Genomic DNA, 17,810 nt, shown 5'->3' on the forward strand with positions numbered 1-17,810 from the left:
AACAACAGGAGAAGCGTCATGTTAAGCAAAGACACACACCTGGCAGGCACCCGTGCCGTGCCGACCTATCGCTGGGCGCTGATGTTGGTGACCAGTCTGTTCTTCCTCTGGGGCTTGTCCTACGGTTTGCTGGACGTACTGAACAAGCATTTCCAGGAAGTGCTGCACGTCAGTAAGGCCCAGTCCGGGCTGTTGCAAAGCGCGTATTTCGGCGCGTATTTCCTGATCGCCCTGCCGGCCGGATTACTGATGGACCGCCACGGCTACAAGGCCGGGATCCTGTTGGGGTTGTGCCTCTATGCAGCGGGCGCGTTGCTGTTCATGCCAGCGGCAGCGGCGGCGAGTTTTCCGTTCTTCCTGTTCGCGCTGTTCGTCATCGCCTGCGGCCTGGGCTGCCTGGAGACCGCTGCCAACCCGTACGCCACGGTGCTGGGCGAGCCCCAGGGCGCCGAGCGGCGGTTGAACCTGGCGCAATCGTTCAACGGCCTCGGTCAGTTCTTCGGGCCGCTGATTGGTGGCGCAATGTTTTTCAGCGCCGGCAGTACGCCGGCGTCGGACATGAGTTCGCTGCAAACTACCTACGTGGTGATCGCCGTTCTGGTGTTGCTGGTGGCGCTGTTGATCGCCCGCACGCCGCTGCCGGACTTGCGCGCCCAGGAGCAGGCACTGCAACCGGAGACTGGCAAAGGGCTATGGCAATATCCGGAATTCGTCGGTGGGGTGATCACGCAGTTTTTCTACGTGGCGGCCCAGGTCGGGGTCGGTGCATTTTTTATCAACTACGTCACCGAGCACTGGGCACAGATGGGCAATCAGCAAGCGGCTTACCTGCTGTCGATCGCGATGCTGGCCTTCATGTTCGGGCGTTTTTTCAGCACCTGGTTGATGGGACGGGTCAGCGCGCAGAAGCTGCTGCTGATGTATGCGCTGATCAATATCGCATTGTGCGCGCTGGTAGCGATTGGCCTCGAAGGCATCTCGGTGATCGCGCTGATTGCGGTGTTCTTCTTCATGTCGATCATGTTCCCGACGCTGTTCGCCATGGGCGTGAAAAACCTCGGGCCGCATACCAAGCGCGGGAGTTCATTCATGATCATGGCGATTGTCGGCGGTGCCCTGATGCCCTACTTGATGGGCAAGGTCGCGGATAACAGCACGGTGGCGCTGGCTTATTTATTACCTATGGGCTGTTTCGTGATTGTGGCGGTGTATGCCCGTAGTCGGTTGCGCCATCCATGAAGTACCGCCCCGGCGTCGTCCCGAACGTGCGTCGAAACATGGCAATAAAGGCACTGACGTTTTCATAACCCAGGTCCAGCGCAACCCGGGTCACCGGTGCATGGGCCGCCAGCAACTCCAACGCGCGCAACAATCGCGCACGCTGGCGCCATTGGCTGAAGGTGAACCCGGTCTCGGCGCCAAACCGTCGGGCCAGTGTGCGGGCAGAGACTCCGGCCCACTGCGCCCATTGTTCCAGCAGGCGGTTGTCGTCGGGGTTGTCGGCCAGCGCCTGGGCGATGCGCAGCAGGCGTGGGTCCTGGGGCAGCGGCAAGCCGAATGGCTCTTGGGGCAAGCCGGCGATTTCATCAAGGATCACCTGGGCAATCCTTACCTTTGGCGGTTCCAGCATGGGCTCGGCCCAGGTTGCCGCACGTCTGACAGCCTCCAGTAACAAGGCCGACGTGCCGATGACGCATGTCTGTTGCGGCAGACCGGCACACGCCTGAGGGTCGACATACACACTCCAGCCATCAAACGGCCCGTGGGAACGCAAGGCGTGGGAACAACCGGGGGCAATCCACACCGCGTGAGTGGCCGGCACCACCCAATGCTGATGCGCCGCCTGCACCGAGAGCAACCCGCGCTGGGCTCCGAGCAATTGCCCCCGGGCATGCTGATGGGGCGCGGTGGTGCGCTCGACGGGGCTGCTCCGCAACGTTGCCACCAGCAAGGGACCGCCGATTGCGTTGGCGAGTTGAGGTGAAACGAGGGTTGGCAGCATATGGCAGCTTTACCGTATCGAATGGCCCGAATAAGGCAGTGTAGCCATATGTGTGCGCCTAGACTGCGGATTCATTCATTGAGGACTCCGTCATGCGTGCAGAAGATCTGCTTCCCGATCATCTCGACCAAGGCCAGTTCAATGGCGTGACAGTGCGCAAAGGCACGGTGGGGGCATTCCTTGCGAATGCCAGAACCTGGTGCAATCCGGCCACCCCGGGTGAACAGCGATTAGTGGCCGAACAGGACATGCTGCAAGCCCTGCCCGCCCTGCAAGCCCTGGGCTTGTTTGAGGTGTTGCAGGTGCGGGATCCCGAGTTGGCCCGGCTGCTGAAGTGAGAGGATCGGCCTGGAAGGTGGTAATCCACCGCAAGAATCCCGGGGTTCGCCAGTTCTCGCGGGGATTACGCACCTTCCAGACCACCTCGCACAGCAGACGATTACTCGTCCTACAGGCTGATAGTGGTTGGAAAGGCCGATCGCGTTCCATGATTCAGAAAAAATTGTTGCCCCGTGTTCAGGTACACCCAAGGAACCCGGCTCGCTCGATACGGCCTGATGTGCAAGGATGTTGCGCTGCACATCGTTCGTTGAACGCAAAACCAAGGATTTTTCATGACCGCCATCAGCACCCCAGCGCCCGTGGTACCCGGACGGCTGGAACAAATGTCGACCCGCATCGCGTTTTTTATCGCAGGTTTCGGCATCGCCGCCTGGGCACCGCTGGTGCCTTATGCCAAGGCCCGCGCCCAACTCAATGAGGGCACCCTCGGCCTGTTGCTGCTGTGCCTCGGCGTGGGATCGATGATCGCGATGCCGGTCGCGGGTGCCCTGGCCTCGCGCTACGGCATCCGCCGAGTGGCCACTGGCGGGACGATCCTGATTTGCCTGGGCCTGCCGATGCTGGCAACGGTCACTTCGATTCCGCTGTTGATGGCCGCGCTGTTCGTGTTTGGTGCCGGCCTCGGCACGGTGGACTCCACGGTCAACCTGCAAGCGGTGATGGTCGAACGGGCCAGCGGCAAGACCATGATGTCGGGCTTCCACGGGCTGTTCAGCCTGGGCGGGATTGTCGGCGCGGCGGGTGTCAGCGGGTTGCTGGGGTTGGGCTTGTCGCCATTGCAGGCCACCCTCGCCGTCATCGTCGTCATCGCGGTGGCCTTGCTCAAGGCCGGACCGCACTTGCTGCCTTACGGCAGTGAAAGCTCCGGACCGGCCTTTGCCATACCCCACGGCGTGGTGCTGTTTATCGGCTGCCTGTGCTGCATCGTGTTTCTCGCCGAAGGCGCCGTGCTGGACTGGAGCGCGGTATTCCTGAGCGCCGAGCGCGGCCTTGACGAGGCCTATGCGGGCCTCGGCTACGCAGCCTTTGCCTTGACCATGACCGTCGGCCGCCTCACCGGCGACAGGATTGTTCGCCGCCTGGGCGCAACCCGGGTGATTGTATTCGGCGGCGCCCTCGCGGCGGCCGGCATGCTGCTGGCGACGCTATTCCCGGCGTGGGAAACCGCCCTGCTGGGCTATGCGCTGGTCGGCGCCGGGTGTTCGAACATCGTACCGGTGCTGTACACCGCCGTCGGCAAGCAGACCGTCATGCCGGAACACATTGCCGTGCCTGCCATCACCACCCTGGGTTACACCGGCATTCTCGCCGGCCCTGCGGTGATCGGTTTTATCGCCCACGGCAGCAGCCTGAGCACAGCCTTTGTGCTGATTGCCGTGCTGCTGATCGGTGTGGCGATCAGTGGAAAAATACTGCGGGTATGACGGGTAACCCCGTAACGCCTCATTCGTTGAGGCGTTACCCAGGCTATCGGGTTTTGTTGTGCTCGAGCCAGCGATCAAGGGTTTTATTACTCAGCCAACCCTCTTGGTGATAGCTGCCAAAAATACGCCGACCGCCGCTGTGGGCGTTTTCCAGGGACTGCAATAACCCGGGCCGATCCACAATATTCTTTGCCATGTACACCTGCTGCTCATCGTATTTTTTCCGCGCCAGTCCGGTGGCAGGGTCCAGGAGAGGCTCACCCTGGCTGTCGACTTCGTCCGGGTCCTTGCTCATGGCAACCAGCAACTCGATGTTGACGTAGCCGATCTGTTCAAAGAACCCCTTGCGGTCCTGGGACCTGTCACGCAACTCGGTAAACATTGCCTTGAATACCTGGACAAGTTCGGCGTTGCTCTTGGCGTGGAAAGGGTCCGGGCTGAAGGCGCTTGGATCGCTGTTGCCGAACACCACGCTTTCGGCCCTCGACAGGCTTTCCCGGGTGATGTAACCGTTCTGATCGGTGATCGCATCGATCAAGCGCGGGCGCTGGACCAGCGCCTTGGCCAACAGAATCGCAGCGTTGAACACCGGGTTGTCGCCGATTTTTTTGCCGGCGATTCGCTGCAGTGAAGACAGTGTCAGCCCGTCACTTTTCATGAAGTTCTTTCAACGTTGAAAAACTGGTTTTCAGCGCTTTCACCAACTCGCTGTCTGGCAGTTGAAGATTGGGATTCGGTGACCCGACGCGCGGGGCAACGCCGTTTTGCAGCGTACGATGATGGGGCACCACCTCATAGGGCCTGGCCGAGCGCAAAGGGGGCCGGTAACCGGAGGACCGAACAACCGTGGCGCCAGGTTGATGATTGGCTTGCCTACCCGCATCACCCGGTTCACTTGACGTAGCCTGAGCGGCGCGCGGCGCCTCATCCGGTTTTGCGTCAAATCGGCCTGTACCGCCGTGCTGCAAATAGCCTGACCCGTGATCAATTCTCATGATTCATCTCCACCAATTTTAGACCCACGCCTGCCTGGTCATCACCCGGGTAGCGACCGTATCGCTCGCGCGACGTACAAGCCAAAAGTGTGTGGTGTGTTGCAGGCAATGGTTCCTCAGCCACGAAGTGTTCCAATGACAACATGTAAAAACCAAAAAAATCAGGCAGCTTTCCGGGCCTCCGCAAGCCCGCTTTCACCTCCTGCCAAAGGCCTTGATCGCACCCACCAAAGACCCCATCGCTGCGCAAAACTGGCGTAACACAGAAGCTTCAGTCGCCGGCATCTGCCCATTGGGCAACATGCCTTTGATGAAGTCGTCGGCAGCCGGCACGTGAAACGTGTGCTGCCCGGTGAAGTTCTTCACTCGCCGGGCCTCGGCCCCCTGCTCGCGATTTTTACCCGGCGGCGAAACATCACCACCCGACGGCGGATCGCATGCTGGCTGGGGGCCGGGATCGCGCGACCCAAACGGCATTGACGTCATGTCTAAGCCCTGGCTGGGAGAGTAAAGCAACGGATTGATCAAGACGTCATCACGCCACGAAGGACTCGCGGCGTGATCAGGTCATGACAGGGTTAGCGAGACAACTCACGCAGCGCGTGCTTGTTGATTTTGCCGTTGGCATAACCGCTACCCGCCTTGTCCATGGCCTCCAACAGGCTTGAACGCTGAGTGACTTCCCTCGCCAGTTGAATGAGTGCGTCCGCCTGCGGGCGACCGGTCAGCGGCATGGCAGCCAATCGATTCAGATCATTGGTTTTTATCGAATTGCTGAAAAATCCTCCCTTCAACGCGTTGAAATTCTGAAGCATCAGTTGGGCAAGCTCTTTGTCGTCTTGATACTTCAAGGCGTTGTCTGAGCGAACTAACGCATCGATGTCTTGCCTGGTGAGTCGACCGTCCAGTTCGCCGGTCGAGCCGCTACGATCAAGGCCTAGCATCAGGTCTGGACGTCGCAGGATATCCCTGGCCAAGAGGATATTCTGGTCAACCGCCGGGTTGCCTGTTAACCGCCTGCCGGCCATGTTTTCCAGGCCCTGCTGCGTGATGTGTTGCGTTCCCCGGTCCCTGAAGGCATTGAAGCCGCTCAGAAGTCGTTCGGCCAACTGGTCATTCTTGGAATAATGCGGATCCGGCCTTCCATAAACTGGCCCGCAATACCCCGGATCCGGCTTCGGCGGTTTACCGGTACAGGGTCGGCACGGTTCTGGATCCGGCTTTGGCGGTTTGCCAATGCCTGGCCGGCATGCCTCCGGGTCTGGCTTTGGTGGCCTGCCGATGCCCGGCCGGCATGCCTCTGGGTCTGGCTTTGGCGGCCTACCGATACCTGGTCGGCATGCCTCTGGGTCTGGCTTTGGCGGCCTACCGATACCTGGTCGGCACGGTTCTGGATCCGGCATCGGTGGCTTGCCGATGCCTGGCCGGCATGCCCCCGGGTTCGGCTTTGGCGGTTTACCGATACAGGGTCGGCACGGTTCTGGATCCGGCATCGGTGGCTTGCCGATGCCTGGCCGGCATGCCCCCGGGTTCGGCTTTGGAGGCTTGACGATGCAAGGTGGGCACGGTGGCGCAGGGTGGTTATGGATTGAGGCGGTGGTCTGATTGGACACGGATACCGACATAGGCATCTCCTGTTCGGCTGGTTTCTGGGAGCGCCTCATCCTCCAGAGCACCACGACGAAGTGATCGTCCAGGCACTGTATGAAAAGTGGGCAAACCTGTGTGGCCGAACGGTCGGATTCAGTTCCTGAGAAAGCGAGGAAAGGTCGCAGCCCGTGCCGACAATGCCGGTGCAGGCTGCGACCTCTTAAATCAACTGCGGGTCAAAACCCGACGCTGGCCTGCACGAAGAACGTGCGCGGCTCGCCCAGGTAGATCCCGGAGTTGTTGTCGCTGGAGCGGGTGTAGTGCTCCTGGTTGAACAGGTTTTTAACCCCGGCGCCCAGCTTCAGGTTCGACAGACGCGCACCGAAGTCATAACCGCTGCGCACGTTGACCGAGACGTAACCGGGAATATCCCCGTACTGGCCGTCAGCGGTCGGCTGGGTGATATAGGTGGTGCCAGTGCCCGGCGCACGCTGACCAGACTGGGCGTAGACGTCCAGGTTATGGGTCCAGTGGTTCACGTCGTAACGCAGCCCCACGGTAGCCACTTCACGGGAGTACAGCGGCAAGTCGCGACCCTTGAAGGCAACGTCGCCTTCGGACGTGGCCTTGGTGTAGGTGAAGCCGGCGTTGGCGGTCAGGCCATCGAGGCGTGGGTCCAGGTTCGACAGGTCGTAATGGGCCGACGCTTCGATACCTTCGTGCTTGGTAGCGCCGAGGTTGGTCCAGCCCACATCGTTGCTGACGTATTGCAGTTCGTCCGAGAAGTCGATGTAGAACAACGTCACTTCGCCGCCCCAGACGTTGTCGTTGTAGCGGGTACCGATCTCGTAGGTCTTGGCTTTTTCCGGGTTCAGACCGTTCGCGGTCTGGTCTCCGTTACCGCCCTGACCCAACTGGAAGTACTGCAGGCTGCCGAAGGACGTTTCGTAGTTGGCGAACAGTTTCCAGGCATCGGAGACGTGGTACATCACGCTCAGGGCCGGCAGCGGTTCGTTGTTGTGGATCTCGCGACGCTTCTCCTGGACCGTGGTGCCATTCAGGGCGACTACCGGACGGTCGTGCCATTCGGTACGGATCTGCTCAAAGCGGATGCCCGGGGTAACGGTCCATTTGCCGATATCAATCTTGTTATCGATATAGAACGAGTTGGCCTCGGTACCACCGGTACGGTCCTGGTAAACGTGGCCGTCATTCTGGCCCACCGGCGTCGGCACGTTATTGACCAGCGCCAGGCTGGTGGCTTGCTCGTGCATGCCTTCCTTGAGGTAGCGGTAACCGACGCTGACTTCCTGGGTACTCGGCCCCAGGTCAAACACGCGGGACACTCGCGGCTCGATGCCGAAGGTGTAGTAGGTGCGCGGGTAGGAACCCAGGGTTTTCAGGTCGCGGTTGGCGATGTTGCTGCCGCGGAAACTGTCGGAGTAATACGTCAGCACTTCAGCCTGGGTACGGTCGTCGATCTGCCGGATGTACTTGAAGGACATATCCTTGCGCCGACCGCTGAAGTTGTCCCAGTCACGCACCGACTGATACGGGTTGGCGTCGTACTGCTTCTGGGTCAGGCCGCCGGGCATGTCGGCGCTGGCGTCGTAGTAGTGGAAATTCAGCGAGAAATCGTCTTGGTCGGTCGGCGCCCAGTGGGTCTTGAAGATCACGTCGTCGATGTCGTTGGAGTTGTTGCGATCGCGGTAGCCATCACCCTTGGTCCCGGAATACAGCAACGCCGCGCCGATACCGTTGTCAGCGGTGCCGCCGATGAAGGCGTTTTCGATGTGCTTCCAGCCGCCGTGGGCCGCCGTTTCCAGGGTGGTGCCGACCTCACCGGAGAATTTTTCCGGAATGGCGCGGGTGACGAAGTTGATCACACCGCCGACGTTTTGTGGCCCATAACGCACGGAGCCCGCGCCGCGGACCACGTCGATGCTGTCGAGGTTGCCGGAGGAAATCGGTGCCATCGACAACTGCGGCTGACCGTACGGGGCAAACGCCGCCGGTACGCCATCGATCAATACCGTGGAGCGTGGCGACAGGCGCGAGGTCAGGCCACGCACGCCGACGTTGAGGGAAATATCACTGCCGCCGGTACCGTTGGCTTCCTGCACTTGCACCCCGGGAATGCGCCGCAGCACATCGCCGACGTTCATCGCGCCCTGCTCCACCATGGCCTCACGACGGACCACGGTGCGCGCGCCGGGGTGGTTCTGCACCACTTCGGCATTCGCATCGCCCAGCCAGTCGCCCACGACCTTGATGTCGGTGGCACCCAGCTCCAGCGGCGAACCTGCTTCGCCGGTGCCTTTGCCAAGCGGGCGCAGGGTCACGGAGCCGGCGTCGATCTGATAATCCAGGCCGCTGCCTTGCAGCAATTGGCGCAGGGCTTGTTCCGGCGACAGGTTGCCGTCGACGGCCGGGGCTTGTTTGCCGGCCACCATGTCGGGGCTGAAGAACACTTGCAGCGACGTCTGCTGACCCAACTGGCTCAACGCCGACCCCAGGGACTGGGCCTGGATATGAATGGCGTCGTCAGCATAGGCTGCAGGCACTGCGGCACTGACGGCCAGCACCAGCACCAGCGGTGCCCAGCGGGATGATTTATTGTTTTTCATGGCGAGTTTTTTCACGTCGAACGGAGTCCTGTGATCGCAAGAGAGTGCGGCTGTTAATGCAAACCAGTTGCAGTTGCACAAGAAGACGAAGAACTCGGAAAAAACCTGAATCTATCGTGAAACTATTTCCTGGCTACCGTCGGGCAAGGTGCGCACGGCCACCGGAAGAATGTGCGGCAAGGCCTTGAGCAAGGCATCGGTGTCGGTGGATTTGAACACGCTGGTCAAGCGCAGGTTGCTCACCGCAGGCGTACTGACCCGCAATGGTTGCTCGCGGTAACGCGAGACTTCACGGGCCACTTCGCCGAGGGTAGCGTTGTTGAACACCAGTTTGCCGGTGCGCCAGGCCGTGAGCTCTTCGGGGTTGACGGCGTAGGCAGCCGCCACCTGGCCCCGGGCATCCACATGGGTGCCCCGGCCAGCGGTAAGCATCACGATCTCATCGGGTGCGCGCCCTTGCACCTTCACCGTACCGGCCTCGACCACCACACGGGTCTGGTCGTCATCACGGCGCACGTCAAAACGCGTACCGGTGACTGTCACCTGCCCTGCCCCGGCTGCCACCACAAAGGGCCGGCTGGTGTCGTGCTCGACACTGAACATCGCCTCGCCCTGCTTGAGTTCAATGCCGCGCTGGCCTTTTACGTAGTGCACCGCCACCACACTGCGGCTGTTCAAATCCATCAGCGAACCGTCGGGCAGCGCCACCTGCCGGCGCTCTCCCAGCGCGGTGCTGAACTCAGCATTATACGTCGCCGGATGATCCAGGCCACTGAACAACCCAAGGCCCAGGGCCACCGCCAGCACACTCGCCGCCACCGCATAGCGCAGCACTGGCCGGCGCTTCGCACGCGGTTCTGGGGAATCGCACAACGCCTGCAAGCGTGCCTTGGGCACCAGGTCGGTGGCGCTCCACAAGCCTTGCAGCACATCAAATTCGTACTGGTGTTCGGCATGCTCTGCACGCCAGGCATCAAACCGTTCGCGTTCTTCGACGCTCAGTTGGCTGTCCTGCACACGCACAAACCATTGCGCCGCCTCATCGCGGGCCGTCGCACTGCCGCAGGCACACTCACGGGTATCCATCATGGAAGATCCTGTTTCAAAGCGGGGCTTGGTCATGGTGCCATCGCGTCCAGGCGGTCGCGTAGATGCCGCAGGGTGCGGATCATATACTTTTCCACCATGTTTTTAGACAGGCCCAGGCGTTCGGCGATTTCCTGCTGGGTCAGGCCCTCGATTTTCTGCCAGATGAAAATCTTGCGACAGTTCAGCGGCAACTCGGCCAAGGCCCGCTCGATGGAGTCTGCCAGTTGGATCGCGTGCATGAAATGCTCCGGGTCGCCGCTGTTGGGCGAGCTCTGATCAAAGGCTTCCAACGCCATCGCTTCCCGGCGGTCTTCGCGACGATAGGCGTCAACTGCGATATTGCGCGCCGTTTGATGCAGATAGGCGCGAGGTTGCTCAACCGCGGTAGGCTTGGCCTCAAGCACCCGTACAAAGGTGTCGTGGGCCAGGTCCTCGGCCTGCTGACGGTTTCTCAGGCGGCGCGTCCAGGTCCCGATCAACTCTTCGTAGTGCTCGAAAAAGCCTGTTCTGCGGGGCGGCTGAGGAGTCATCAAGGGAGCACTGGGGAGGCGGGGCGTGAATAGTAATGCTTCCTATTAAGCGGAGCAATTGCTTCCCGTCGCCCTCCTTCCTTGACCCTTGTACAACCCGCCCAATCCCGGCAGCATTCGCCCGTGACTTTCACGGACGAGCACCTTATGACCCTGCCCTTTTTCGCCCCCGTTCTCCTCACCACCGAGCGCCTGGGCCTGCGCCCTCCCCATCAGGACGATTGGCGCGCGCTGTTTGCCATCTGGTCCGACCCCGAGGCCATGCGCTACTTTTCCTTCCCTACCATGACCCACGCCGACCAGGCCGTTGAGCGCTTCGGCCAACTGATGGAAGCCTCGATTACCGGTGAAGACCTGGTGTGCATGGTGGAGTTGCTGGCCACCGGCGAGGTGATCGGCAGTTGCGACCTTTTCAATGTCGATGAGCAATGCCGTCGGGCCGAAATCGGCTTTACCCTGAACCGTCAGCATTGGGGCAAGGGCTACATGAGCGAAGCCGCCCACGCCGTGATCGACCACGGCTTCAACACTGCCGGACTGCGCCGCCTTGAAGCCGATATCGACCCACGCAACTTGGGCTCCGCAAAGCTGCTTGAGCGCCTGGGCTTTGTGCGCGAAGGCCTGCTGCGCGAACGTTGGGTGGTCGGCGATGAGATCTCGGACAGCGCGCTGTATGGCCTGCTCAAGCGTGACCGCCCTGCCTGACCCACAGCGAGCGCCCCTTCTTCATTCCCACGATCAAGGCCAACAGAATCAACCCCATGGCCTGCCACTGGGAAACCCCGGGGCGCTCACCCAGAATCAGCATTGAGCTGACGATGCCAAACACCGGGATCAGCAGTGACAGGGGCGCCACCCGGGAAACCGGGTATTCGCGCAACAACAGGTTCCAGCCCCAGTAACAGAAGTGCGTAGCGCCATACACCTGGAACGCCAGCGAGCACAACGCCATGCCGTTCAACTGAGCAGGCAACGCGATAAAGGCTTGCGAGCCATCCAGCAGCCACGTCAACAGCACCAGCGGCAACGGTGCAAACAGGCTGGCCCAGACCACGAAGGCAAAGATCTCCCGTACCCCGGAGACCTTGATGATGATATTGCCGATGCTCCAGGCCAACGCGCTGAACAGCACCAGGGCAAACCCCAGCATCGTGGCCGTGCCCTGCACACTCAACAGCATGCCCACCAGGCCCATGGCCGCCAGCGCCACGCTGATCAATTGCGGCACGGACAGGCTTTCACGAAACAGCAGCACGCCCCAGCCCATGGTGAAAAATGCGCTGAACTGGATCAGCAACGACGCGCTGCCGGGCGGCACGCCCATGGCGATCCCAAGGTTGATCAAGGCCCACATCGCCACGCCGAAGATCAAGCCATAGGCCGCCAGCCACTTCACCGCCACCTGGGGGCGTTTCACCAGAAACACCCAGGGCAACGCGGCCAGGGTGAAACGCAGGGCCGTGAGCAACAGCGGGTTGATCTCGGCCAGACCCAGCTTGGTGATGGGGAAGTTGAATCCCCACACGGCCGTCACCAGGACGGCCAGTAACAGGTGTTTGTGCTTCATGGTGACGGGGTCCATTTGCGGGTTGGCACGACAAGAGGCCGTGCATCCGGCAGATTTTTTCGCAATCCGCGTTGGCCCGCCTGCGATTGTGGGTCAACAAAGGCTAGAATCAGGCCATGCCCGATATTCATCCCTACGAAAACACCCCACGTGACGTGGTCGTGACCGCCATCGACTATGCCGACGGCGAGCTATTCCCCGACCATGCCCACCCGCGCGGGCAGTTTGCCTACGCCAGCCGCGGTGTGATCACCGTGTATACCGCCACCGGTAATTGGGTTGTGCCGCCGCACCGTGCTATCTGGGTGCCGCCGCATGTGTCCCATTCCATGCAGATGCGCGGGCCGGTGACGATGCTTAACACCTACATTCGCCCGCAGGCGGCGCGGCGGCTGGAGTTGCCGCAAACGTGCCAAGTGCTGGATGTGTCGCCGCTGCTCGGGCAGTTGTTGGAGAAGGCCGTGGAGGTGCCAGCGCGTTACGCGATGGGGGGTCGCGATAGCTATTTGATGGGCTTGCTGCTGCACGAGATTGCCCAGATGCCGCGGTTGCCGCTTTGTGCGCCGTTGCCCGCCGAGCCGCGGTTGGCGAAGGCTTGCGAAGAGTTCCTGGCTGGGCCTTCGTTGGAGATCAGCATTGATGCCATGGCGCTCGGCGCGGGGATGAGCCGCCGGACGTTTACTCGGCAGTTTCGTCAGGCCACGGGTATCAGTTACTTGCAGTGGCGCCAGCAAGCCTGCCTGCTGGCGGGGATTGTGCGGCTGGGCAATGGGGAACCGGTGACCAGGGTGGCGCTGGATTTGGGGTATAGCAGCCCCAGTGCGTTTGCGACGGTGTTCAAGCGTGTGTTGGGTGAGGTGCCGAGTCGTTATTTCAGCAACGAGTTGCGGCGGTGATTGAGACCGGTGGGGGAGATTTGTGGATGGGTTGGGCCGGGGTATATAGCCGTTGCTGCAATAACGGCGTCAATGACTTTACCGACGCGGTACTACGGGAAAAAGCCCGCTTCAGGTAATCTGTCTGTCACCTTGATTGACGGATCAGACGGTTTTGGAGCGCCCTATGCAACGCATTGGTTTCATCACCTTTTCCGGTTTCGGCGTCATGAGTTTCTCTGCACTGTCAGTTTTCGAGAGTGCCAACAATGCCTTGGGTAAAACCCATTACGACGTACGCCTGATCTCGGAGCACGGCGGGCCGGTACGCAGTTCACTCGGCGTGGTGGTGCAGACTGAAGCCTTCGGCAAGACCGCATTCGACACGGTGATCATCGGTGGCGGCAATGACCGCGAATTCACCCCCGGCCTGCTGGATTACCTGCGTCAGGCCGCCAGAAATAGCCGGCGCCTGGCTGCCACCTGCTCCGGAACCTTCTTCCTGGCCCAAGCCGGTTTGCTTGACGGTATGCGAGCGACCACCCACTGGTTTTTCGCCGCAGAATTCCGCAAACGCTACCCCAAGGTGCGACTGGAAGAGGAGCGTTTGTTTATCGTCGACGGTTCGCTCTGGACAAGCGCCGGCATGACCGCCGGCATCGACCAAGCCTTGGCGATGGTCGAAGCCGATCTTGGCGCGACGGTAGCGCGGGCGGTATCGAAAACCTTCATCCTGCAAAGCCGCCGTGCCGGGGGGCAGCCACAGTCCTCAGCACTGCTGGACATGGAACAGAAGTCTGACCGTATCCAGACTGTCATGGCCTATGCGCGCAACAACCTGCATCGCAGCCTGAGCCTCGACGAACTGGCCGAAGCTGCCCATTTAAGCCTGCGCCAATTCAGCCGGGCGTTTCGAGCACAGACCGGCGTATCCCCAGCCAAAGCCATTGAAAAGCTGCGGATCGAAACAGCCTTGGTGCTGATCCAGGACGGCCGTCATCCTATCGAAGGCATTGCCCGCCAGACCGGCTTTGGCGACAGCGAACGCATGCGCAGGGCATTTATCCGCGAGTTCGGCAAACCGCCGCAGGTGATGCGGCGCACGGCAAGAAGCCGGTCGGAAACGACGGTATCGGGAATGTCCAGAAACGAGGGTTAAATGGCCTTTGCTTCGCCCTGCCCGAGCCTAGGCTAAACCTCAGGTCACTCAACCCGATTCCCGAGGAACATCATGAAACCATATGCCCTGGCCTTCGGCGCCTTGCTCAGCCTGCTTAGCGCCACCACAAGCTTCGCCGCCACCAAAGAGGATGACGCTCGCGCCTTCTTCACCCGGTTTGTCGCCGCTCAAAACGCCCACGACCTCACCCAGATCAAGGCAATGCTCTGGGACTCGCCAAAAATGCTCTGGTACGCCCGGGGTGGCGCAAACTGGGGGCCGGATGCGGTGGTCAGCAAGCTCAAGGTGTACTACCAGGGCGCCTGGCAACTAAAGCCCGACATGAGCCACTTCAGCGTGGTGCTGGTGGCCGATAACGTTGCGCAACTGATGGTACCGATCACCTTCACCCGTAGCCACGCCGGTGAAACACCTACCGACAGCACCTTCCTGATCAGCCAGACGCTGGTCATGGGCAAGGATGGCTGGCGTGTAGCGAGCATCATGCCGATCGCCGATACCAACTTCAAATAAGCCGCTGCCCGAAAACGAGACCTTGGCGCAAACGCTTACGCGTCTTAGCGTTGCGTCATCAATCTGATAGTTCTGGGTGGCCGGTACCTATATGACGAATAGGTACCCGCTCGCCCCCACACACTCACACCAACCGCTTGATCTGCTTATGCCGCCAAACCAACCGGTAATACGCCGTCTGCAACCCCAACATCGCCAGATACGTCACCGGAAACGCCATCCAAACCCCTTCCAGCCCAAACCGCGCATTCAGCAGATAAGCCACCGGCAACTCCACCCCCAACACGCAAACGATCGAAATCCCCACCGGCACCAGCACCACCCCGCTGGCCCGCATGATCCCGCCCACCACCGCCTGGAACCCAAACACCAAAATGCTCCAGAGCATGATATGCAACAGATGCTCAGCCTTGACCCGCGCATCCACATCGGTAATGAACAACCCCAACAACCAGTGCGACAACCCATACCCCAACACAATCAACCCACCCGTCAGGCACAGGTTGATCAAAATCCCCGTACGCAGGATCGGCCCAATCCGCTCCAGCCGCCCCGCCCCGATCGCCTGCGCCCCCAAAATCGACGCCGTGATCGCAATCGACAACGCCGGAAACTGCACATAGTTGACGATCTGCGTCACCGCCCCATACGCCGCCGTCGCCTGGGAACCATGGCTGTTGACCAGCGCCAGAATCACCAACTCCGACAGCGACAACACCACCATCTGCAACCCCGTCGGCAAGCCGATGCGCAGCACCTTACCCAGGATCACCCGGTCCAGCCGCAGCGCCGCCATCAACTCACGGTCCGGCGCCATCACGTGTTTTTTATGCCGCAGCCGCAACACCAGAAACGTCATGGCCAAGGCGTTACCCACCAGCCCTGCCACCACCGCGCTCTGAATGCCCATTGGCGGCAAACCCAGCCAGCCCTTGATCAGTGCCGGAGTCAGCAACAGACCCACGGTGGTCGACACCACCAGCGCCAGCAACGGCGATACCGTGTCACTCACGCCCCGCAACAGTTGGGTGAACAGGATGAACACCAGCAGCAGCGGCATGATCAGCATCATCATCTGCGCATAACCCACCGCGTCATCCAGCACATCTACCGGTGTGCCCAGCGCCTGCATCGCCGGGCCCGCAAACACGCTGCCCAGCACCGCCGCGATCACCCCGATCAGGGCGCCAAGGGTCAGGGTGGCGCCGGTGATCGACTTGACCATCGAGGTTTCCTGCGCGCCCCATGCCTGGCCGATCAGCACCGAAGCGCCCGCCCCCAGGCCGATCACCAGGGCGATAAAGAAAAACACGATGGGGAACATCCCCGACACCGCCGCCAACGCCTGGGTACCGAGCATCTGCCCGACATAGATCCCGTTCAGCGTGCCGGAAAAGCTCTGGAGGAAATTGGACAGCACCATGGGTGCCAGAAAGATCAGGTAGATCTGCCACAACGGGCGTTGCTGGGTGACTTCCATGAAGGTTCGGATCTCAATGCAATTAGGCAGGGAAAGCGTTGCGTGTTAACCAGGCCAGGTACAACTTCACATCCACCGGCCAGTGCGCAATCTTGTTGGAAAAGTCAGCGCCGTCCTGGGCAAACAACGCCCGCGAGGCTTCTTCAAAACCCGGCAGGTCACCGCCCAGGGCGCTCATGAAACGATAGCTGGATTCCTTGGCCTGACGTCGCTCATCGTGCTCGGCATGGGCGTTGCGCGCTTCATCCACCAGCCGGCGCAAGGCCGCCGAGGCGCCGCCGCGTTGTTGCCCCAGCCATTCCCAATGCCGTGGCAGCAGGGTCACTTCACGTGCGACCACGCCCAGCTTCGGGCGGCCTACGGTAGGTGACACTGGCACTTCGGCCTCCGTCACCGCGACTGTCGACTGCTGGGGTGCATAACCGGCTGGCCAGGGATAGTCGACTTGAACACCGCTGGCGTCATCAAACACCAACAAACTGCCGGTCGACAGGTCGAGACTTTTCAAGTTTTTGGCGACGTCGGCATAAGAGCCGGCGGCCACGCGTTGGTGGCCAAGAAAGGCGGTGCAGTGTGATGCGCTCATGACTTTTACCCGGAATATATTGTTTTACCCGGGTCATATTAGCCTGAATTTTATTTGTTGCAAGCCGCTCGTTGCGAAACCACCAAACGATTACTGATGGCAGTCGCACCCATGGAGCCCACACCCGGATCACGCAACAGGCACTCGGCAATCGCCGGCTCAAGCTCTACTCGCAATCGGCGGCCCAAGGCGCGGGCACCAAACCGTACGTCATGGTCGCGGCATAGCCAGGCCCGTGCCGACTCATCCAGCACCAGCGACCGCTGCTGTGCCGCTAGGCGTTGATTGAGTTTGCCGAGTTCCACCTCAAGCAGCGCTTCAAGCCACTGATGGTCGATGGGCTCGAACATTAGGATACGGTCGATGCGATTGAGAAATTCCGGCTCGAAATGGCTGTGCAAGGCGTCCTCCAGTACCGCCGCCTCCCCGCGCCCCAACCAGCGCAACGGAGCAAAACGCTGTCGATGGCGGCGCGCCTGTTGCGCGCCGATATTGCTGGTCATGAAGATCAGGCTGTTGCGAAAGTCCAGCGTGCGAGCCCCGCCCGTCAACGTCAGCTGGCCGTTTTCGAGGATGCCCAACAGGCTGCGCACCACTTCCTGGCTGGCCTTTTCCAGCTCGTCGAACAGCACGATGCCGGGGCGACTGTAGCTCCCCTGGATCAGCTCCCTGTTGAACAGGCTGATGCCCTCCTTGCTGCCGACATAGCCTGGTGGTGCTCCGGTCAGGGCGGCGGCGTAATGCTCCTGGGCCAGGGTGTGCATGTCGATACGGCAGAAACCGTCGGCGCGGCCGTGCAAGGCCAGGGCCAGCAGACGGACGATTTCCGTCTTGCCGACCCCGGTAGGCCCCATGAACAGGTTGACGCTCAACGGCCGCTCACGCTCGCCGATGTCGGCCTTGACCACCTTGAGCAGCCCTTCCACCTGGGCCAGGGCCGCGTCCTGGCCGACGATACGGCTGCGCAGCAAGGCCATGACCTGGGCCGGTTCAAAGGTAAACCGCATGCC

General features: G+C 61.1%; 19 protein-coding genes. 7 read left to right on the forward strand and 12 right to left on the reverse strand.

Annotated features, from left to right (window positions below):
• Positions 1 to 18 precede the first annotated feature (18 nt).
• Complete coding sequence (locus ACA046_RS21190; protein ID WP_459022175.1) at positions 19 to 1,239, forward strand: sugar MFS transporter; 1,221 nt, start codon at positions 19 to 21, stop codon at positions 1,237 to 1,239.
• Here the strand turns inward: ACA046_RS21190 and ACA046_RS21195 are convergent.
• Positions 1,181 to 2,002: an AraC family transcriptional regulator gene (locus tag ACA046_RS21195; protein WP_497674899.1), complete on the reverse strand. Its 822-nt coding sequence runs from the start codon at positions 2,000 to 2,002 to the stop codon at positions 1,181 to 1,183. The two genes, ACA046_RS21190 and ACA046_RS21195, sit on opposite strands and share 59 nt — an antisense overlap.
• A 92-nt stretch (positions 2,003 to 2,094) precedes the next feature.
• Between ACA046_RS21195 and ACA046_RS21200 the strand changes: the two genes are divergently transcribed.
• Both ACA046_RS21200 and ACA046_RS21205 read left to right on the forward strand, forming a co-directional pair.
• Positions 2,095 to 2,340, forward strand: coding sequence for a hypothetical protein (locus tag ACA046_RS21200; RefSeq protein ID WP_459022179.1), 246 nt, complete (start codon positions 2,095 to 2,097; stop codon positions 2,338 to 2,340).
• A gap of 276 nt (positions 2,341 to 2,616) precedes the next feature.
• Positions 2,617 to 3,768, forward strand: coding sequence for an MFS transporter (locus ACA046_RS21205; RefSeq protein WP_076016726.1), 1,152 nt, complete (start codon positions 2,617 to 2,619; stop codon positions 3,766 to 3,768).
• Between the two features lie 43 nt (positions 3,769 to 3,811).
• Here ACA046_RS21205 and ACA046_RS21210 read toward each other — a convergent pair whose 3' ends face one another.
• From ACA046_RS21210 to ACA046_RS21240, 7 genes are all read right to left on the reverse strand, one after another.
• Entirely contained in the window at positions 3,812 to 4,426 is a 615-nt protein-coding gene (locus tag ACA046_RS21210; protein WP_459022182.1) for a type III secretion effector protein, read from the reverse strand.
• Positions 4,416 to 4,763, reverse strand: coding sequence for a hypothetical protein (locus ACA046_RS21215; RefSeq protein ID WP_459022184.1), 348 nt, complete (start codon positions 4,761 to 4,763; stop codon positions 4,416 to 4,418). The genes ACA046_RS21210 and ACA046_RS21215 overlap by 11 nt, the downstream gene beginning before the upstream one ends.
• Before the next feature lie 195 nt (positions 4,764 to 4,958).
• Positions 4,959 to 5,291 carry a hypothetical protein gene (locus tag ACA046_RS21220; protein WP_459022186.1) on the reverse strand — a complete coding sequence of 111 codons (333 nt, stop codon included), beginning with the start codon at positions 5,289 to 5,291 and terminating at the stop codon, positions 4,959 to 4,961.
• 50 nt (positions 5,292 to 5,341) lie between these two features.
• Positions 5,342 to 5,872, reverse strand: coding sequence for a hypothetical protein (locus tag ACA046_RS21225; RefSeq protein WP_459022188.1), 531 nt, complete (start codon positions 5,870 to 5,872; stop codon positions 5,342 to 5,344).
• 717 nt (positions 5,873 to 6,589) lie between these two features.
• On the reverse strand, positions 6,590 to 8,995 hold the full coding sequence (locus ACA046_RS21230) for a TonB-dependent siderophore receptor (RefSeq protein WP_497674900.1): 2,406 nt from the start codon (positions 8,993 to 8,995) through the stop codon (positions 6,590 to 6,592).
• A gap of 96 nt (positions 8,996 to 9,091) precedes the next feature.
• The gene (locus tag ACA046_RS21235) at positions 9,092 to 10,066 is read right to left on the reverse strand and encodes a FecR family protein (RefSeq protein ID WP_497677123.1); all 975 of its coding nucleotides are present in this window, start codon (positions 10,064 to 10,066) and stop codon (positions 9,092 to 9,094) included.
• Positions 10,067 to 10,098: 32 nt separating this feature from the next.
• Positions 10,099 to 10,599, reverse strand: coding sequence for a sigma-70 family RNA polymerase sigma factor (locus ACA046_RS21240; protein ID WP_318304346.1), 501 nt, complete (start codon positions 10,597 to 10,599; stop codon positions 10,099 to 10,101).
• 147 nt (positions 10,600 to 10,746) lie between these two features.
• Between ACA046_RS21240 and ACA046_RS21245 the strand changes: the two genes are divergently transcribed.
• Positions 10,747 to 11,304, forward strand: a complete 558-nt coding sequence (locus tag ACA046_RS21245; protein WP_459022194.1) for a GNAT family N-acetyltransferase — start codon at positions 10,747 to 10,749, stop codon at positions 11,302 to 11,304.
• Here the strand turns inward: ACA046_RS21245 and ACA046_RS21250 are convergent.
• A complete protein-coding gene (locus ACA046_RS21250) occupies positions 11,282 to 12,166 on the reverse strand; it encodes an EamA family transporter (RefSeq protein ID WP_459022196.1) in 885 nt (294 codons plus the stop codon). The two genes, ACA046_RS21245 and ACA046_RS21250, sit on opposite strands and share 23 nt — an antisense overlap.
• 116 nt (positions 12,167 to 12,282) lie before the next feature.
• Here ACA046_RS21250 and ACA046_RS21255 point away from each other — a divergent pair, with 116 nt between their 5' ends.
• The 3 genes from ACA046_RS21255 to ACA046_RS21265 all read left to right on the forward strand — a co-directional run bounded on the left by ACA046_RS21255 (position 12,283) and on the right by ACA046_RS21265 (position 14,734).
• On the forward strand, positions 12,283 to 13,062 hold the full coding sequence (locus ACA046_RS21255) for an AraC family transcriptional regulator (protein WP_497674901.1): 780 nt from the start codon (positions 12,283 to 12,285) through the stop codon (positions 13,060 to 13,062).
• Positions 13,063 to 13,228: 166 nt separating this feature from the next.
• Positions 13,229 to 14,200 carry a GlxA family transcriptional regulator gene (locus ACA046_RS21260; RefSeq protein ID WP_459022200.1) on the forward strand — a complete coding sequence of 324 codons (972 nt, stop codon included), beginning with the start codon at positions 13,229 to 13,231 and terminating at the stop codon, positions 14,198 to 14,200.
• Between the two features lie 72 nt (positions 14,201 to 14,272).
• Positions 14,273 to 14,734, forward strand: a complete 462-nt coding sequence (locus ACA046_RS21265; protein WP_459022202.1) for a DUF4440 domain-containing protein — start codon at positions 14,273 to 14,275, stop codon at positions 14,732 to 14,734.
• Between the two features lie 124 nt (positions 14,735 to 14,858).
• Here the strand turns inward: ACA046_RS21265 and ACA046_RS21270 are convergent, their stop codons facing one another.
• From ACA046_RS21270 to ACA046_RS21280, 3 genes are read right to left on the reverse strand one after another with little or no spacing between them, the layout of a single operon-like run.
• Positions 14,859 to 16,214: an MATE family efflux transporter gene (locus ACA046_RS21270; RefSeq protein ID WP_497674902.1), complete on the reverse strand. Its 1,356-nt coding sequence runs from the start codon at positions 16,212 to 16,214 to the stop codon at positions 14,859 to 14,861.
• Between the two features lie 22 nt (positions 16,215 to 16,236).
• Positions 16,237 to 16,800, reverse strand: a complete 564-nt coding sequence (locus ACA046_RS21275; protein ID WP_459022204.1) for a DUF2239 family protein — start codon at positions 16,798 to 16,800, stop codon at positions 16,237 to 16,239.
• 50 nt (positions 16,801 to 16,850) lie between these two features.
• Complete coding sequence (locus tag ACA046_RS21280; protein WP_497674903.1) at positions 16,851 to 17,807, reverse strand: AAA family ATPase; 957 nt, start codon at positions 17,805 to 17,807, stop codon at positions 16,851 to 16,853.
• Between the last annotated feature and the right edge of the window lie 3 nt (positions 17,808 to 17,810).

This window comes from Pseudomonas sp. LBUM1641, assembly GCF_059716235.1.

Coding starts and splice junctions, on each gene's coding strand:
- ACA046_RS21190 (WP_459022175.1), top strand. CDS start 19: ATGTTAAGCAAAGACACACACCTGGCAGGCACCCGTGCCGTGCCGACC.
- ACA046_RS21195 (WP_497674899.1), bottom strand. CDS start 2,002: ATGCTGCCAACCCTCGTTTCACCTCAACTCGCCAACGCAATCGGCGGT.
- ACA046_RS21200 (WP_459022179.1), top strand. CDS start 2,095: ATGCGTGCAGAAGATCTGCTTCCCGATCATCTCGACCAAGGCCAGTTC.
- ACA046_RS21205 (WP_076016726.1), top strand. CDS start 2,617: ATGACCGCCATCAGCACCCCAGCGCCCGTGGTACCCGGACGGCTGGAA.
- ACA046_RS21210 (WP_459022182.1), bottom strand. CDS start 4,426: ATGAAAAGTGACGGGCTGACACTGTCTTCACTGCAGCGAATCGCCGGC.
- ACA046_RS21215 (WP_459022184.1), bottom strand. CDS start 4,763: ATGAGAATTGATCACGGGTCAGGCTATTTGCAGCACGGCGGTACAGGC.
- ACA046_RS21235 (WP_497677123.1), bottom strand. CDS start 10,066: ATGGATACCCGTGAGTGTGCCTGCGGCAGTGCGACGGCCCGCGATGAG.
- ACA046_RS21240 (WP_318304346.1), bottom strand. CDS start 10,599: ATGACTCCTCAGCCGCCCCGCAGAACAGGCTTTTTCGAGCACTACGAA.
- ACA046_RS21245 (WP_459022194.1), top strand. CDS start 10,747: ATGACCCTGCCCTTTTTCGCCCCCGTTCTCCTCACCACCGAGCGCCTG.
- ACA046_RS21250 (WP_459022196.1), bottom strand. CDS start 12,166: ATGAAGCACAAACACCTGTTACTGGCCGTCCTGGTGACGGCCGTGTGG.
- ACA046_RS21255 (WP_497674901.1), top strand. CDS start 12,283: ATGCCCGATATTCATCCCTACGAAAACACCCCACGTGACGTGGTCGTG.
- ACA046_RS21260 (WP_459022200.1), top strand. CDS start 13,229: ATGCAACGCATTGGTTTCATCACCTTTTCCGGTTTCGGCGTCATGAGT.
- ACA046_RS21265 (WP_459022202.1), top strand. CDS start 14,273: ATGAAACCATATGCCCTGGCCTTCGGCGCCTTGCTCAGCCTGCTTAGC.
- ACA046_RS21270 (WP_497674902.1), bottom strand. CDS start 16,214: ATGGAAGTCACCCAGCAACGCCCGTTGTGGCAGATCTACCTGATCTTT.
- ACA046_RS21275 (WP_459022204.1), bottom strand. CDS start 16,800: ATGAGCGCATCACACTGCACCGCCTTTCTTGGCCACCAACGCGTGGCC.
- ACA046_RS21280 (WP_497674903.1), bottom strand. CDS start 17,807: ATGCGGTTTACCTTTGAACCGGCCCAGGTCATGGCCTTGCTGCGCAGC.